The sequence below is a fragment of the Candidatus Magnetominusculus dajiuhuensis genome (assembly GCF_046044395.1).
Lineage (GTDB): Bacteria > Nitrospirota > Thermodesulfovibrionia > Thermodesulfovibrionales > Magnetobacteriaceae > Magnetominusculus > Magnetominusculus dajiuhuensis.
In genome coordinates, this window is record NZ_JBJUSG010000090.1 from 1 (window position 1) to 15,369 (window position 15,369).

14 protein-coding genes are annotated in these 15,369 nt (G+C 52.0%); 7 read left to right on the forward strand and 7 right to left on the reverse strand.

Translation table 11 applies throughout. The features are described from left to right. Positions 1-272: 272 nt before the first annotated feature. Entirely contained in the window at positions 273-1,226 is a 954-nt protein-coding gene (locus AB7D94_RS12105) for a carbohydrate kinase family protein (protein ID WP_420266144.1), read from the forward strand. Between the two features lie 65 nt (positions 1,227-1,291). On the opposite strand, the gene AB7D94_RS12110 is transcribed toward AB7D94_RS12105, so the two are convergent. The 6 genes from AB7D94_RS12110 to AB7D94_RS12135 form a co-directional block, all read right to left on the reverse strand. Continuing rightward, positions 1,292-1,462 (reverse strand): hypothetical protein, encoded by a 171-nt coding sequence (locus AB7D94_RS12110; protein WP_420266145.1) that lies wholly within the window; start codon positions 1,460-1,462, stop codon positions 1,292-1,294. Positions 1,463-1,518: 56 nt separating this feature from the next. Continuing rightward, entirely contained in the window at positions 1,519-2,373 is an 855-nt protein-coding gene (locus AB7D94_RS12115; protein WP_420266146.1) for a fumarate hydratase, read from the reverse strand. 19 nt (positions 2,374-2,392) lie between these two features. Continuing rightward, positions 2,393-4,207: a peptidylprolyl isomerase gene (locus AB7D94_RS12120; protein WP_420266147.1), complete on the reverse strand. Its 1,815-nt coding sequence runs from the start codon at positions 4,205-4,207 to the stop codon at positions 2,393-2,395. 99 nt (positions 4,208-4,306) lie between these two features. Beyond that, positions 4,307-4,537 carry an exodeoxyribonuclease VII small subunit gene (gene xseB, locus AB7D94_RS12125; RefSeq protein ID WP_420266148.1) on the reverse strand — a complete coding sequence of 77 codons (231 nt, stop codon included), beginning with the start codon at positions 4,535-4,537 and terminating at the stop codon, positions 4,307-4,309. Continuing rightward, positions 4,521-5,780 (reverse strand): exodeoxyribonuclease VII large subunit, encoded by a 1,260-nt coding sequence (gene xseA / locus AB7D94_RS12130; protein ID WP_420266149.1) that lies wholly within the window; start codon positions 5,778-5,780, stop codon positions 4,521-4,523. Before xseA ends, xseB begins: the two co-directional genes overlap by 17 nt. Next, positions 5,743-6,813 carry a hypothetical protein gene (locus AB7D94_RS12135; protein WP_420266150.1) on the reverse strand — a complete coding sequence of 357 codons (1,071 nt, stop codon included), beginning with the start codon at positions 6,811-6,813 and terminating at the stop codon, positions 5,743-5,745. The genes xseA and AB7D94_RS12135 overlap by 38 nt, the downstream gene beginning before the upstream one ends. Positions 6,814-7,052: 239 nt before the next feature. On the opposite strand from AB7D94_RS12135, the gene AB7D94_RS12140 reads away from it, so the two are divergent. Continuing rightward, positions 7,053-7,541, forward strand: coding sequence for an MCP four helix bundle domain-containing protein (locus AB7D94_RS12140; RefSeq protein ID WP_420266151.1), 489 nt, complete (start codon positions 7,053-7,055; stop codon positions 7,539-7,541). Here the strand turns inward: AB7D94_RS12140 and AB7D94_RS12145 are convergent. Further along, positions 7,538-7,669 (reverse strand): hypothetical protein, encoded by a 132-nt coding sequence (locus tag AB7D94_RS12145; RefSeq protein ID WP_420266152.1) that lies wholly within the window; start codon positions 7,667-7,669, stop codon positions 7,538-7,540. The two genes, AB7D94_RS12140 and AB7D94_RS12145, sit on opposite strands and share 4 nt — an antisense overlap. A 52-nt stretch (positions 7,670-7,721) precedes the next feature. On the opposite strand from AB7D94_RS12145, the gene AB7D94_RS12150 reads away from it, so the two are divergent. From AB7D94_RS12150 to AB7D94_RS12170, 5 genes are all read left to right on the forward strand, one after another. Further along, on the forward strand, positions 7,722-11,144 hold the full coding sequence (locus tag AB7D94_RS12150) for a response regulator (RefSeq protein WP_420266157.1): 3,423 nt from the start codon (positions 7,722-7,724) through the stop codon (positions 11,142-11,144). Beyond that, the gene (locus AB7D94_RS12155) at positions 11,141-12,151 is read left to right on the forward strand and encodes a chemotaxis protein CheB (protein ID WP_420266153.1); all 1,011 of its coding nucleotides are present in this window, start codon (positions 11,141-11,143) and stop codon (positions 12,149-12,151) included. Before AB7D94_RS12150 ends, AB7D94_RS12155 begins: the two co-directional genes overlap by 4 nt. 15 nt (positions 12,152-12,166) lie before the next feature. Beyond that, entirely contained in the window at positions 12,167-12,661 is a 495-nt protein-coding gene (locus tag AB7D94_RS12160; RefSeq protein ID WP_420266154.1) for a CheR family methyltransferase, read from the forward strand. A 31-nt stretch (positions 12,662-12,692) separates the two neighbouring features. Then, positions 12,693-14,453 (forward strand): PAS domain S-box protein, encoded by a 1,761-nt coding sequence (locus AB7D94_RS12165; RefSeq protein WP_420266155.1) that lies wholly within the window; start codon positions 12,693-12,695, stop codon positions 14,451-14,453. A gap of 301 nt (positions 14,454-14,754) precedes the next feature. Then, complete coding sequence (locus AB7D94_RS12170; RefSeq protein WP_420266156.1) at positions 14,755-15,027, forward strand: hypothetical protein; 273 nt, start codon at positions 14,755-14,757, stop codon at positions 15,025-15,027. Positions 15,028-15,369: the final 342 nt, after the last annotated feature.

The following is a 15,369-nucleotide window of genomic DNA, read 5'->3' on the forward strand; positions in this document are numbered from 1 at the left end:
ATTCCGGCTTGTCCGGAATCGTCCCTTAAATGGTTGTTTCATGATGATTTTTCCTGTTCTGAGATATAAGGACAGATTCCGGACAAGCCGGAATGACAGCCAAAGAAAAGAATAGTCTGGAAATTATTACAACTTCCCATGATAACTTGTTTTATTCGTTAGAACAAAATTACCGTGAAAATAATATAGCGTATCATTGACAGACCATAAACCGCTGTGATAGATTGCCATAGTGGGTATGCCGCATTCAATAATAAGGAGGCACTTAAAGAATGAAAATAATGGTTTCTGGTTCTGTCGCGTACGACAGGATAATGGATTTCCCGGGCAAGTTTTCTGACCACATCTTACCCGACAAGATACACATGTTAAACGTATGCTTTATGATAAACGAGCTTAAGGAGAACTTTGGCGGCACGGCGGGCAATATCGCCTACGCACTGTCCTTGCTTGGTGAAAAACCCGATGTTGTGGCCTCGGCGGGGCATGATTTTAACGCCTACGGCAATTGGCTTAGAGAAAACGGTATCTCTACGGACTTCATCAGGATAATACCAACCGAGTTCACCGCCGGGGCATATATCACCACAGACAACCAGGACAATCAAATCACCGCCTTTAACCCGGGGGCGATGAAACACAGCTCGGCGTACGATTTCAACTCCCTTGACCCGCAAAAGACAATTGCCGTTGTTGCCCCGGGAAATCTCGACGATATGTATAATTTCATTAAGATATACAAGCAACGGAGAATTCCCTATATATTCGACCCCGGACAGTCACTTCCGGCGTGGAACAAAAACCAGCTCTTAGAGATGATCTCAGGGGCAAAGATTTTCATAAGCAACGACTACGAGCTTGGCCTTACCATAGAGAAGACCCGCGCCACTGTGCAAGAGTTATCTTCAATGGTAGAGATATTGATAACCACTAAGGCGGAGAAAGGCTCTTCCGTAATGTTCAAACGAGACGGCAGACTTGATACTGTGGACATCCCGGCCGTGATTCCATTCAGAATCAGTGACCCAACCGGTGCCGGAGACGCCTTCAGGGCAGGTCTCATAAAAGGGCTGCTGCTGCCACAACAGGACATCATCCACGCGGTGAAAATGGGGACAGTCAGCGCCTCGTTTTGTGTGGAAGTTCATGGAACCCAGAACTACTCATTCACAAAGGAATTATTCAACGAGAGATTTGCGGCTGAGTTTTCACTGACAGCCTACTAAGGCGCAGTACACGACATATCAGCGCGGTTAGGGCAACGCGGTTGGGGCATGTGACAGGTCTTCAATCAGACCAATATGTCTATGAGACCTTTTTCGGGCGCGGCCTTTCTCTTTGCCTTCTGCGTCTTCTTTTTGCCGTTGTCCCTTTTAGCCCACATGGACGATGTCTCCACGGCTCGCGGACCTACAATACTACTTATGGATTCAACTGGCATCTGTAAGTATTCATTCGGCATATTTACCTCCCGTGAGACAGTGTTAATTATATAATCGGTAAAAAAGGCTGCGAAGTTTAACTCCAGATGAGTCTTCCGCGACGTAAGGCCCAGCATGAAATCGTGACATCAACGAACAATGACGCAGGGTGAATGGGTGCCACCGCCATTTTTACGCCAATGAGGGCCGTCCTCAGGCCGTGATTATTAGCACTGCCGTTTATGTTCGTTAAGACCTTGCCCTCAAATTCATGGACAGGGCTATTCTCTTGCGAAGTGGAGCCATTTAATTTTCTCATAAGCTGCCTTTTTGACAGCGCGGCAACCTGCTCCCTTGACGAACCCACCCCCACAGCGGCAATCAACGGGAAACAGACCTTACCCTCCGCACCCGCAACCGCCTCTTCAATACACCCGGCAATGGCGTCGTATCCATGCGGCAGTATCACCCCCCCGGCAGTCAAACCGCCCTCGGTGAGAGTGAAGAGCCTGCCCGCGTTTTCACAATCTGCCCCATTGAGCAGCAAGTCTATTACGAGGGACGTCCCCTCTGACTCTTCAAAGTAGATTATCGGATAGCCCTCTACCGGAGCCGGGCCGCCCATCAGCGATTCAAGTACGCCTTCGGCGTGAAAACTTATTTTTTTGGCAGCAGCCTTTGTGCCTTCTATAACGATCCCGCCGATCTCGTTCTGGCTAAGGCCGCGGGGGATTTTTATCCAGAACACCGGGATACCGGCATCGCGGCACACCGGCATCTTTGCCGCCCTTGCGGCTCTCATCCTTTCGACCAGCAAGGCCAACGCGCCCCTGCCGGGGGACTCCGCAGGTTCGGCCTCACACGCCCCGGCAATCGCCCTCTCAACGTCCGGCGGGACCGACGACGCCACCTTCTTATACAGCTCGACGATCCCGTCTATCAGTTTTAGCATTTACATGCCTTATCGCCGCTTATTTGGGATTACCAACCGGCGGATGCCCCTCTGGCAGTGCGCCACCCGTGGGATTGCCCACTGGAGGATGGGCTCCGGGCAAAGCGCCGCCAGTATCCGCACCATGTTCAGGTTTTACCGATGTGTTTTTAATGACAAACTCATCAAGGGCCTTTTTATCCATAACAACGTTGTAACCTTTCTCTACGCCCATATAATAGTCGTCGAACGCCTTGTTTTTCTTCTGCTCTGTAAGCAGTTGTGTTATCATGTCTTTAGCTGAGTCAAAGTCAACCTTCTTTGCCGGCTTCATGTCCGTCAACTTTATTATGTGATAGCCAAAGGTGGTCTTAACAGGGGCACTCAATTCGCCTGTCTTCAGCTTAAAAGCCGCCTCGTCAAACGAAGGCTGCATCTGGCCCTTTGAGAAAAACCCAAGGTCGCCGCCCTTGTCCGCCGTCATCTTGTCAATTGAGACCTCCTTCGCCACTGAGGCAAAGTCAGCCCCTTTCTGTATTTTTTCCGCCGCCGCTTTGGCCTCTTCCTCAGTTTTCACGAGGATATGGCTGGCCTTTACCTGCTCCGGCATCGTAAAGTCTTTTGTGTTATTGTCGTAATACGCCTTCACCTCATCAGGGGTGACCTGTGCCATTTCTGGTTTGAAGGCCTTCTGTACGAGGGCGTTTATACTGTTTACCTTCTTATAATCCTCAATCTTCCTGACATACTCAGGGTCTTTGTCCATACCGGCCTTTTTTGCCTCAAGGTTGAGCAGCTCATTTTTCTTCAACTCTTCTATGAGTTTTGCCATACCTTCCTTGCCTTTGAAGAACTGCTTTACATCTGGCGGGAGTTTTGACAACTCACTCTCAATGAGGGCCGCGGTTATTGATGCGTCTCCGATTTTAACAATCGGGGTTGTGTCTGATGGGGCTGTGTCGGCCTGGCCTTTTGAAGCGTTGTCTGTGTATTTGGACATAAAGCCGTCCAGTGCCTTCTGGTCAACCTGCACGGGATAGCTCTTTTCGATTTGGGCGACATAACCATCGAACGCCTTTTTCTGCTTTTCAGAGGTCAGATATTGTATTATCATGGTTTTTGACGGCTCGAATTCCACTTTTGCGGAAGGCTTGGTGTCAACAACCTTTATTACATGATAGCCAAACTGTGTCTTGACTACGGGGCCTATCTCGCCTTTTTTCAACTTAAAAACGGCCTCGTCAAATGAGGGATCAAGCTGTCCTTTGGCAAAGAATCCTAAATCGCCGCCCTTTTGGCCAGAGACCTTGTCTATGGAATTGTCCATGGCAACGGTGGCAAAATCACCGCCTTTTTTCACCTTTTCCAATACCTTTTTTGCCTCATCCTCTGTCTTGAGCAGTATGTGGCTTGCCCTTATTTGATCGGGCATCATGAACTCTTTCGGGTTCTTATCGTAGTAGTCCTTCGCCTCCTCAGGAGTTACCTTTATATCGGCCATGTTCACGTTTTTCGTAATCAGGGCGTTTACAAGATTCAGCCTCGCAAACTCCTGCAGCTTTTTGTCAAACGCGGGGTCTTTGTCAATGCCCTGTTTTTTCGCCTCAAGATACAGAACCTCTCTCCTTTTTATCTCATCAACAAAATTCACAAGCCCGTCTCTGCCGGTAAAAGCCGCTTTATAACGGGGCGGCAGCTTGGCGAGGTCCTCCTGCAACTGGCCGGTTGTTATGGTGACGTCATTGACTTTAATAACTGGTGTCCCTTCTTGTTTCAGGCCGCCGGACTTCCCTTGCTGGCCGTCGCACGATACCAACAGCGTCACGGCTAAAATCATCAATAGCAGTTTTTTCATCCCTAATCTCTCCATTCGTTCGTTTTTTTTTGGTACGGTCTTTCCTTCAACGCCATATGATAACAAATACGTGCAACTTTTTGTCAGCCTAATTTTTTATTAGTCAAAAAGGCCTTCTTTAGAGGCGGTCTTATCTTCGCTGAAGTCTTTAAGGACATCTTTCAGGTCTTCCTCCGTCGTGCGAAGCCTTGCCTTACACGCCTTTATCAGTTTTATGGCACGTTTTACCTTTTCTGTCAACACATCAACATCAATGGTTTCACTTTCTATCTCAGATATTATCCCCTCGATTTCTTTCAGTGCCTCAGAGTACTTAAATCCCTGTTTCATGTTGAACCTCCGTCTGTATGGCCTCGCTTTCAATGGTACCATCATATAGATGCGTAGTCAAACGTGTGCCTGGGGAAACACCCGCTACTGAGCGCAGCGTCTTGCCATTTACGCTGGTGATGCTAAACCCCCGCTTCAATATGTTCTCAGGGTTCAGATGCCCTGCCGCGGCAAGCGCGGCGTTCAGCCTTTCCCCGTGTTTTTCCAGTATCTTCAGGCTGGAATTTATCCCTTTCGTGCAGGTTTCAAGGATAAAACGCTGCCTCATCAACGCCGCTGACGACGCCACCCCAACGCCCTTCGACAATATAAAGAGCCGTCCCGACGCCTCAAGACATAGAGTTCCCGCCGCTTGCAGCAGCCTTTGTCCATTGGAATCTATCATGTCCTCGAACTGTCTTACCCGCTCAACAATAAACGCCGCCGCCGCGGTAGGCGTCTTTATCGTCGTGTGGGCGGTTTCGTCAATTACCGTCTTATCCCTTTCGTGGCCTATGCCGGAGATTACCGCAATGGGAAACAGGGCAATTGCCCTTGCAACGGCATAGTTGTTAAAGCAATCCAAATCCGACGCCCCGCCACCGCCGCGTGTAATTACCACCACATCGAAATCCTCCACACGGGCGTGGCACAACGAAAGCGCCCTCAGCATAGAATCCTCCACCCTGTCTCCCTGAACAGCCACCTCAAACAGCGTAATGCTAAAGGCGTAGCCAAATGGGTTTCCCCTGAGGTGCCTGGCGAAGTCCTCATACCCCGCCGCCGTCTTTGACGATAAAACGGCTATGGAAAGCGGTACCAGCGGCAACGGTACGGCCTTATTTCTGTCTATTAATCCCTCTTTTGTAAGCCTCTCGATTATCTGGCGTTTTGCCACCGCCATCTCTCCAAGCGTATACGACGGGTCAATAGCCTGCACGATGAGGCTGAGGCCAAATCTCTCGTGGAAGTTCAATGTGGCCTCAATGAGGATTTTCATGCCCTTTGCAAGCGTCTGGCCGGTGGCAGACTTAAACTCCCTTGACACCGTCTTCCATGTGGAGGCCCATACGCGGGCGCTAATCTGCGCCTTTATCCCCGTGTCGTCCTTCTCTATCAATTCCATATAGCAGTGTCCCCTGGCGTCAACGGTCAGGGAGGCCGTCTCGGCCTTTATCAGAAAGCGGGCGGGAAAGGTAAGTGAGAGCGCCTCTTTGACAATTAGATTAAACTCGTAGAGGCTTAGGAGAATTTTTTCTGGCATGTCGTCTTTTTTCCTCTATTCTCAGGGCGTCAAGCATACTGATGTCGGCCGGGGCCACAGTTATTTGAGCAAGCGGCGCGCGCTCGCCTCCGCCAACAATTTTATACGCGGAGACGGTTACAGAGTTTTCATGTTTAGAGTCGGAATATCTTGCCGTCAGCGAGGCGGCGGCTTTAAGCGCAACATCGTCCACGTCTCCGGTGACAATCGTAACCGGTGAGCCAACATCCTCAACGGCCATAGTAATATCTCCCTCTTGTACATGGGCCTCTATGGTGTTATTTTCCAGTTCATCTCTTCCCACGACGGCCTTACACGTACAAGAGAGCCGGAAATGCCGCCCTGTTTTCAATAGATTTATATCTCTTACGGGTGGTTCTGGCACATGACAAAGCAGCTCCCTCAGCCTGTAAGAATATATAGGGTCTGTAAGCAGGCATCCACCCGCAGGATTGGGGAATTCAGTCAGGCCGAACTCCCTGGCCAGCTCTATCTGCGGCCTTCTCGTGCGCCCGTTAAAGGCGTGTAGCCTCTCTCTGTCTATCAGGGCGTCAAGCTCGGCACGCGACGGCGGCAAGAGCTTAGCCGACAGCGGCCGTACGACCATGCCAACAACGCCGGCCTCTTTATCTATCAGTGGAAAACACTCCCGCCGCTGGCTCATCGGGCGTTGTCCGATGACCTCGCCGGTTATAATGAAATCCCCGCCGGTCATCTCCAAAAACACCTTTGCCTCTTTGAGCATCAGAATCCGGCAGTCTATGCAGGGATTCATGTTCTTGCCGTGGCCGAATTTCGGGTGTTTGACAATATCAATAAATTTATCGGCAAGATGGCAGAGTTTTACGTCAAAACCGAACTTCTCCGCTGCGGCATACGGGTCTTTAGAGCAGGATGACCTGTCGGTTATATCGCAGCCAAAGTGGTTCTGAAAGGAGATAGCAGTGACCTCCACCCCCTGCCTTAACATGGTTATGATTGCCAGCGTGCTGTCAAGCCCGCCGGAGAACAATGCCGCCGCCTTTACCACCATCAGGAGGGTATGATAACATTTCGTACATTTTATGGCAAAGGGTTATTCGACACATAGACAAAAGGCGATAATCAGTGGTATCCTTAACGGGTGTGTGCACAAGGGGGTGTGACTGTGGGGGTTATATAAAACATTACGGTATAATATAACGAGGTGGATGTGTCTCTTTTAACGAATACTTTTTTTATAATCAGACGCTGCCGTAGTATAGGGTTCGCCACAAACGAGGAAGGCTCAAAGTGAAACGTCTGCTTACCGCCCTGCAGCGGCGCACTCTGAAGTCAAAGCTCCTGCTGATTTTTTCCTTCCTGCTTGCGATTGCCTTCAGTTTCGGCATAGAAAGCCTGTATAGCAAGCACACCATGAGCGGCAAGATTCACTTCCTCTATCAATTCACACTCGGAGTTGAAAGTGCGAAGGATATGCAGAGCCGCTGTATGCAGCTCAAAGATATACTGCTTGAGGTGATTGTCTCACCTGACCAGCAACAGCGGGGGAAATTACTCAGTCAACTGTCGCAGGTCAGCGGCAACATTGCGCGATCCATAATGGAACTGCGCACTCGCATAGCCCCGAAAGAAAATAACAGCGAAGAAAACAAAAAGGAGCTGGCAGATTTTGAAGTGCTGCTTGCCGGCTATCTGCGCCAGACAGATAAGGCCGCAGCCCTTATCAGCAGTAATTCTTTGGCTCAGGCACAGGCCCTGGCCACCTCTGCGGAGTTTTAAAATCTCAGGCTTGCAGCCAATGCCAGGCTTGAGACTATCATCAAAAGGGAGCAGGATAATGTCAGAGAACTGGCAAGAAAGGCAGACCAGGGGGACAGAAAGTCCTTCTGGCTGACTATCTTATTCATTGGAGTCAGTCTCCTTGCGGGCCTGCTGATAGTACATATCATCAATAATTCAATCCAGCGCCCATTGAGTAATATTCATGACGCCGTTGGCGAATTCGTGGCGGGGAATATTGAGCGCCTGGTACCGCACACCGACTACCCAAATGAACTCGGTGCGTTGGCCCGTGCCATAGAGAAACTGCAGGGCGAGGCGCGCCAGCTTGAAGACCAGCGCTGGATTAAGACCAACACTGCTGAAATAGCAGGTGACCTGCAACATGCAACCAGTTTTACCGACCTGTCCCAGAGATTCATGTCCGGCGTGGCGCCTCTTATCCGGCTGGGACACGGCGTGTTTTTTATCTATGAGGAGCAGCAGAAGCGCCTGCGCCAACTTGGTGGCTACGCCAACAGGGAGCGCAGTGACCCGAATCAATCCTTTGCCCTTGGCCAGTCAATGGTAGGGCAATGTGCGGTGGAGCGCGCCCCGATAACTATTACAGACCCGCCGGAGGACTATATACGCATCCCCTGCTGCCTTGGGGAGGGCGTACCTCGTCGCATCACACTGTTACCTGTGGTGCGCAACAACAACCTGCTGGCAGTGCTGGAGTTGGCCACATTCGACCAGTTCAGCGTAAGAGAACAGGCGCTGCTTGATGAGATGCTCCCGGCCCTGGCGGTAAGCATTGAGATATTTGACCGCACTGTCAAAACCAAACGGCTTTTGGATGAGACACGGCGCCAGGCGCAGGATATGGAGAGACAGGCCGCCCTGCTTAAAGACCAGCAGGTGGAGATGGAGGCACAGCAACAGGTCATAAAGGCCACCGAGGCATGGTACCGCGGCATCATTGAATTAGCGCCTGACGGCTTGCTGGTTGCTGATGAAGGCGGCAAAATAATTCTGGCAAATCCACAACTGCAGACCATGTTTGGATACGCCGCCGACGAACTTACCGGGCTGCCCATTGAGACACTCCTGCCGCAAGCCGTCCGCCACCGCCACGCAGGCAATCTCGATAGCTTCTTAATAAATCCCCAGGGCGGCCAGTTTGACATCAATGGCAGGGAATTACGCGCACGCCGCAAGGACGGCAGCGAGTTCCCCGTGGAAGCGGGGATTTCCATGCTGCCAGCGGTAGGTGGACGCCGACGCAGTGTCTGTGCGGCGGTGCGCGACATAACCGAGCGCAAGCAAATTCAGGACGCCATGCGTGAGGCCAAAGATGCCGCCGAGGAGGCCACTAAAACCAAGAGTGATTTTCTGGCCAATATGAGCCATGAAATCCGCACACCCATGAACGCAATCATTGGCATGTCACATCTGGCCTTGCAGACAGAACTGGACAAAAAACAGCGTAACTATATTGCGAAGGTGCACCAGGCCGGTAAAAACCTGCTTGGCATTATCAACGACATACTGGACTTCTCCAAGATTGAGGCAGGCAAGTTGTCTATGGAATCAATTGACTTCCGGCTGGAAGATGTCCTGGACAACCTTGCCAACCTTACGGGATTAAAAGCAGAGGAAAAGGGGCTGGAGCTGCTTTTTGATATTGCAGCCACGATGCCAACAGCCCTCGTGGGAGACCCCCTGCGCCTCGGACAGATACTTATAAATCTGGGCAACAATGCCGTGAAATTCACTGACAAGGGCGAGATAATCATGGGTGCGGAGATGGTCGCCCAGACTGAAACTGATGTGGAGCTTCACTTCTGGGTGCGGGACTCAGGCATTGGCATGACGCCTGAGCAGTGCGGCAAGATGTTCAAGTCCTTCAGTCAGGCCGATGCCTCCACCACACGCAAGTACGGCGGCACGGGACTGGGTCTGGCCATATCGAAGAGCCTCGTAGAGTTGATGAAGGGCCGTATCTGGGTAGAGAGCGAGGTCGGCAAAGGCTCTGCCTTCCATTTCCATGCCCGCTTTGGCATTCAAAAGGAACCGCAGCCACGCCGCATGTTCAGCGCCCGGGAGCTTCACGGCGTGCGCGTGCTGGTAGTGGACGACAATACCGCGGCACGGGAAATCCTTTCTGCGATGGTAACGACTTTCGGCCTTGAAGCAGACTCCGCCAGAGATGGCCAGCAGGCGCTGCAGATGATTACAGAGGCGGATGAAAAGCAAATTCCCTACGCCCTTGTGCTCATGGATTGGAAAATGCCCGTGATGGACGGGCTGGAAACCGTTGAAAGGATGCGCCAGGGCAATTTAATAAAGCCGCCGACTGTGATTATGATTACCGGCTACGCCAGGGAGGAAATGCTTAGTGTTGCCGCACAGCGCGCGGTGACGGTTAAATCAGTGCTGGCCAAACCAGTAACCGCCTCCTCGCTTCTGGAGGCAATCGGCGACGCGCTGGACAAGGGCTATGTGGCCGAGAGCCGCCATATCGAAACTATGGAAAGCAACACTGAGGCGATGGCACAGCTTGCCGGGGCACGCATACTTCTTGTGGAAGATAACGAGATGAACCAGGAGATAGCGATGGAACTGCTTTCTCAGGCGGGGATAGAGGTCGTGCTCGCCGTCAACGGCAAGGAGGCGGTTGATACGCTGGACAGGGACAACCGTTTTGACGGGGTGCTGATGGACTGCCAGATGCCCGTGATGGACGGTTATGCGGCCACGCGGGCAATCCGCCAAAACCCGGCCCTCCAGAAACTACCCATTATTGCCATGACCGCTAACGCCATGGCCGGAGACCGGGAAAAGGTCATAGAGTGCGGGATGTGGGACCACATCGGCAAGCCAATCAATGTGGTGGAAATGTTCGCCACCATTGCTAAATGGATAAAACCGGCGGAGATTGAAGCCCCATCTGCCACCACCGCGGCTCCAAAACCGGAGATAGGCCCGGAGATAAATATAGAGACAAAGACAGTGGAAAAGGACAGTGGCGCCCTGCCACCCTTGCCCGGCATTGACGTAAAGGCCGGCCTTGCCACCACTATGAACAATGAAAAATTCTACAGGCGTATGCTTGTCAAATTCCACGACAGCCAGGGAGGATTCGCCAATATTTTTGCCGCAGCCCAACAAGACGCCGACCCCAGCGCGGCAGAGCGTGCCGCTCACACCCTGAAAGGGACGGCCAGTACCATCGGCGCACGCGACGTAGCGGCGGCGGCAGCTAAACTTGAGCACGCGTGCAAAGAACACAGAGATACAGCCGAAATTGAAGCGTTGCTCTCTGAGACCATTACACAACTGCAACCAGTGGTTGCCGCCCTTGGGCAGCTTAGCGCCGATGGGGGCGCGGCGGCGGCGATTGCCCCTGCGATCTCTGACGAGGAACTGAGGTCCCGTCTGGCCAAACTGAGGGGTTTACTTCAGGACAGTGACTCTGAGGCAGACAATGCGCTTAGTGAACTGCTTAACAAACTCTCCGGCTCAGCCACGGCGGCTGCATTAAAACCCGTGGCCGACGCAATTGCCGCGTTTGACTTCGATACCGCACTTGTTGAGCTTGACAAGGTGGAAGCGCAATGATGTCCCGTGCCTCCGGGGCGACGGTTGCCTATCAGGGCGCTGAGCTGCTCATAGCCGGTGTCGGTGCCTCCGCCGGAGGACTTGAGGCCATGCTGTCAATGTTTGCGCATATGCGTCCAACCGGGCGCATTGCCTATGTGGTGGCACAGCACATGGCCCACAATGCTCACAGCGAACTGGTCGTGCGTCTGATTCAGCGTGAGTCTTCGCTGCCGGTAGTGCTGGCACGCGGCAGTATGCAACTGGAGGCGGACTGCGTATATGTCATTCCCGCAAGTATGGATGGGGTGGTGCGCGGCACAATGTTGACGCTTCAGCAACCCCTTGCCGGGCAGTTGTCCACTCCCTCAATCAACACGCTACTGGCCTCAATCGCCGATAGCGCGGGGAAAAGGGCAATCGGCATCGTACTGTCCGGGGCCGGTAGCGACGGCCTCAGCGGTTGCCGCTCAATCAGGAACAGCGGCGGGTTGACGCTGGCACAAGACCCCACTGAGGCAAAGCATTACGGCATTCCCTCTGGTGTTATCAAGGCAGGGCTGATTGACCGTGTGCTGCCGGCGGCGGCGATAGGTGAAACACTGGCAACAATCTATCCCGGTTATCCGGGCTATACGGGCATCGCGGAGTCGGCAAAGACGCCATCAAAATCATCAATGCCCCGCGCGTCCGCAACAGCGGTGGAAGAGCCGGTGGAATCATCCATCAGCAGACAGCAGCGCCTTGAGTTGGAACAGCTCCTGCGCCAGGTGGCAGACGCAACAGGGATAGATTTCTCCAGCTATAAGGAAGAAACGCTGATCAGAAGGCTGGAAAAACGTAAGTCTGTTCTGGGGGTTGCGTCGGCAGATGCCTATCAGGGCCTTATTCGCCGCGACCCGGAGGAACTGCATATGCTGCAGCGCCTGTTTCTCGTTTCAATGTCATCGTTCTTTCGTGACAGGGCCTCCTTCAGTGTCCTCATGCGTGTGCTGGCAGCACATATCAAAGATAAAATGGATGGATAGCCAATAAGGGTCTGGGTGCCGGGGTGCGCCTCCGGCGATGAGGCCTATACACTTGCCATTATTTTATGCGAATTATTGGGCGATGGATGTCAACGGCATCCCATTGATATTACCGCCACTGATCTCAATCCAGAGGCGCTTGCTATGGCGCGCAACGGCGTTTACCGGCAGTCGGCCTTCAAAGAGATGGACCAGGGGCTGCGTGAGCGTTATCTCATCCCTAAGGGGGGGGAATTTGAGGTGGTACCACAACTCAGGGACAATATCCACTTTGAGCAACGCGACATTCACGGCGGCGCGCCACTGCTAAATCTCGACCTTGTGAGCTGCCGCAACCTGCTTATCTACCTGAAAAGCGGGCTGCAGGACCGCCTTATAAAGTCTTTCCACGCGTCCTTGCAGCCGCAGGGGCTGCTGTTCATTGGACAGTCTGAATCCCTGAGTTTCATAGGCAATTCCCTGTTCACGGCTATTGACCACTATCACCGGCTGTTTCGCCGGAGGCATTAATACATCAACCTGACAAAAGGAGGATTCACACATGAACGCGCTTTCAAAGTTAAAGATTTCCAAAAAACTGTACGTGATTATACTCATTGCCATTGTGTCCCTGGCAGGAATTGCCGGTTCAAACCTGCACCAATTAGAAAAGGTCTATGACCTTGCCAATTACGCCACTATCAACACGGTTCCCAGCTTCAATACGATATACGACACCGAGATTCTATTTCTTGAGATCAGAATTCTCATGCGAAACCACATATTGAACACCGAAGACCTTAAAATGACCTCGATTGACAGGGAAATTCAGGAGAAACGCGAGGAAATCAAAAAGAAGCAGAGCTACTACGAGGAAAAGCTGATTAGTGACCCGGAGGATTTGCGGTTGCACAAGGCTGCTCAGGCCGCCTTCAGGGACTACTACAATAACGTCCTTGACCCAGTGCTGGCATTGTCCAGGCAGAACAAAAATAATGAGGCACGGGAACTCTCAGAAAAGACCCAGGATTACATACCAAAGGTCGAACACGCAATTAGTGACCATATTGAATATAACCAAAAGCTGGCCGTAGCAGGCTCCAAAGACGCCGCGAACGCTAAAAAGATGGCGGCATGGATAAATATCCTCGCCACCGCTCTGGCAGTGGTGCTGCTGTTAATCGCCAGTTGGGTGGTCGGCAACCTTGGTCTGGCGAATCCTATCACCGTGGTTGTTGAGAATTTGAAGCAGCTTGCCGAAGGGCAGACCAATGTGGTGGTATCGGGGGTGGCGCGTCATGATGAGGTAGGAGAGATAGCCCGCGCCGCGCAGGTGTTCAATGAATTTGTGCAGAAACTCAATACTCAGGCCTGGATAAAGACCCACACCTCAGAGATTGCCACAGAACTGCAGAAGGCAGAGGACTTCCGAACGCTTACACAGACCGCCGTTTCCAAAGTGGCCCCGGTAATCGGTGCCGGTCACGGGGCATTTTATGTCCTCGACAATAATGATGGGCGGTACAATCTACTTGCCAGCTACGGTTATCGCGAGCGCAAACACCTCAACAGCAGCTTTGCAGTCGGAGAGGGGCTGGTCGGGCAGTGCGTTATGGAGAAAAACCAGATCATGCTCAGTGCGCCCCAAAACTATATCCAGATCAACTCCGGCCTTGGGGAAGGCCCTCCCGCCTGCATAATAGTGCTGCCGGTAATCCATGGCGAGCGTGTGCTTGGTGTCATGGAAATGGCATCATTTCAGGTGTTTGGTGAAAGGGAGAAGGCGGTGCTTGAGGCCCTGCTGCCCGTGCTGTCATCCAGCATGGAAATCCTTGACCGCAACCTTCGCACCCGCGAGCTGCTGGTTGCCTCTCAGGAACAGGCGGAGAGGATGGAGAAACAGGCAGCCCAACTTGAAGAGCAGACCGTAGAAATGGAGGCACAGCAGGCAGAGCTTATGGAAACCGAGAACTGGTTTCGCAGTATCATAGAGACAGCCCCGGATGGCATGATGGTGGTTGATGCCGCCGGTCAGATACTGTTGACAAATCCAAACGCTGATAAGCTCTTTGGCTATCCTCACGGCGAACTGGTAGGCGGACAGATTGACCATCTAGTGCCGGAGGCCATGCGAGGCACACACAGTAAGATGCGCGCGGCCTTTATGGCCGAAGAACAAAGCCGCGCTATGGGAGAGGCGCCGCGGCAGATACATGCCTTACGCAAAGACGGCAGCGAAGTGGTGGTTGCAGTGTCTCTGAGTCCGCTGCCGGCACGAGGTGGGCGTGGCCGCTGTGTGAGTGTGGCGGTACGGGCGGCATAGTTATTCATTACAGAAAATATGGCATACCAGATAATATGGCAATTGGCCGGTTCAGAACAAATCGGGAATCCGTAGTGTAGTGGGGTTATGCCTACGGGGGGGCTTATTTCCTTTCGTAACATACACATTGCCTTACTTATCTACCGATGATAAAAGTGTTTATTGTATTATATCAAACCAGACTAATGACAATGCGACAATACAATTTTTTGTAACGGCAAGCCAATTGTCGAACGTAAGTGCGTGGCATAACTATAATACGATAAGTAACTATGCAGTTGTGTATGCACATCAGTCGAGAATGCTGTCTTTTGAGGGACTTACTATAAACATTGATGGTGTGGCGATGGGCAGCGCAGGCAATGTTATGACAGGCCACCAGTCTTATGGCGGCAGGATTGTTCTCACGCAGATGGGCGTTCCTGGCGGCTCTGGCACAAGCAATTCATGGTCATGTATAGATTTACCAATGGCATGTTTTCAGGGTACTACGACCCCTAAGCATAACCTGACAGGGTATTTATGCTCTGACCCATATTCACCTCAGACGCCGATTCAGCATTTCACGTGTTAGCTGATCTCCAGAGTGGAAGGCGTCTGTTCAACGATATCAGCAGCAAACCCAGACAATTAGGATTCATTTGTCTGATGTTTGTGAAATTATACATTTGTCTGCAACCTGGTATCAGACATTCTGAGCTTGCAGAAGGATGATAAGGTTATTTTATTACTATCCCTTAGCAACGCACTGGAAGTCTGCCAGAGCGCCTCAAATCTTTTTTCCTATCGCCCGTCTTTAACCTGCCCCAAGCCGCAACCCTGACACAGTTTACTGAACAGTCTTATGCCTTATAGGGACACTTCCCTATAACCGACATAGAGAAGCGAAAAGAGTTAAAAGCCCCCGTGCTTTAAG

Bases quoted from the DNA above. Each gene is read 5' to 3' on its own strand.
- AB7D94_RS12105 (WP_420266144.1), top strand. From the start codon at position 273: ATGAAAATAATGGTTTCTGGTTCTGTCGCGTACGACAGGATAATGGAT.
- AB7D94_RS12110 (WP_420266145.1), bottom strand. From the start codon at position 1,462: ATGCCGAATGAATACTTACAGATGCCAGTTGAATCCATAAGTAGTATT.
- AB7D94_RS12115 (WP_420266146.1), bottom strand. From the start codon at position 2,373: ATGCTAAAACTGATAGACGGGATCGTCGAGCTGTATAAGAAGGTGGCG.
- AB7D94_RS12120 (WP_420266147.1), bottom strand. From the start codon at position 4,207: ATGAAAAAACTGCTATTGATGATTTTAGCCGTGACGCTGTTGGTATCG.
- xseB (WP_420266148.1), bottom strand. From the start codon at position 4,537: ATGAAACAGGGATTTAAGTACTCTGAGGCACTGAAAGAAATCGAGGGG.
- xseA (WP_420266149.1), bottom strand. From the start codon at position 5,780: ATGCCAGAAAAAATTCTCCTAAGCCTCTACGAGTTTAATCTAATTGTC.
- AB7D94_RS12135 (WP_420266150.1), bottom strand. From the start codon at position 6,813: ATGGTGGTAAAGGCGGCGGCATTGTTCTCCGGCGGGCTTGACAGCACG.
- AB7D94_RS12145 (WP_420266152.1), bottom strand. From the start codon at position 7,669: ATGAATAAGATAGTCAGCCAGAAGGACTTTCTGTCCCCCTGGTCTGCC.
- AB7D94_RS12155 (WP_420266153.1), top strand. From the start codon at position 11,141: ATGATGTCCCGTGCCTCCGGGGCGACGGTTGCCTATCAGGGCGCTGAG.
- AB7D94_RS12165 (WP_420266155.1), top strand. From the start codon at position 12,693: ATGAACGCGCTTTCAAAGTTAAAGATTTCCAAAAAACTGTACGTGATT.
- AB7D94_RS12170 (WP_420266156.1), top strand. From the start codon at position 14,755: ATGCTGTCTTTTGAGGGACTTACTATAAACATTGATGGTGTGGCGATG.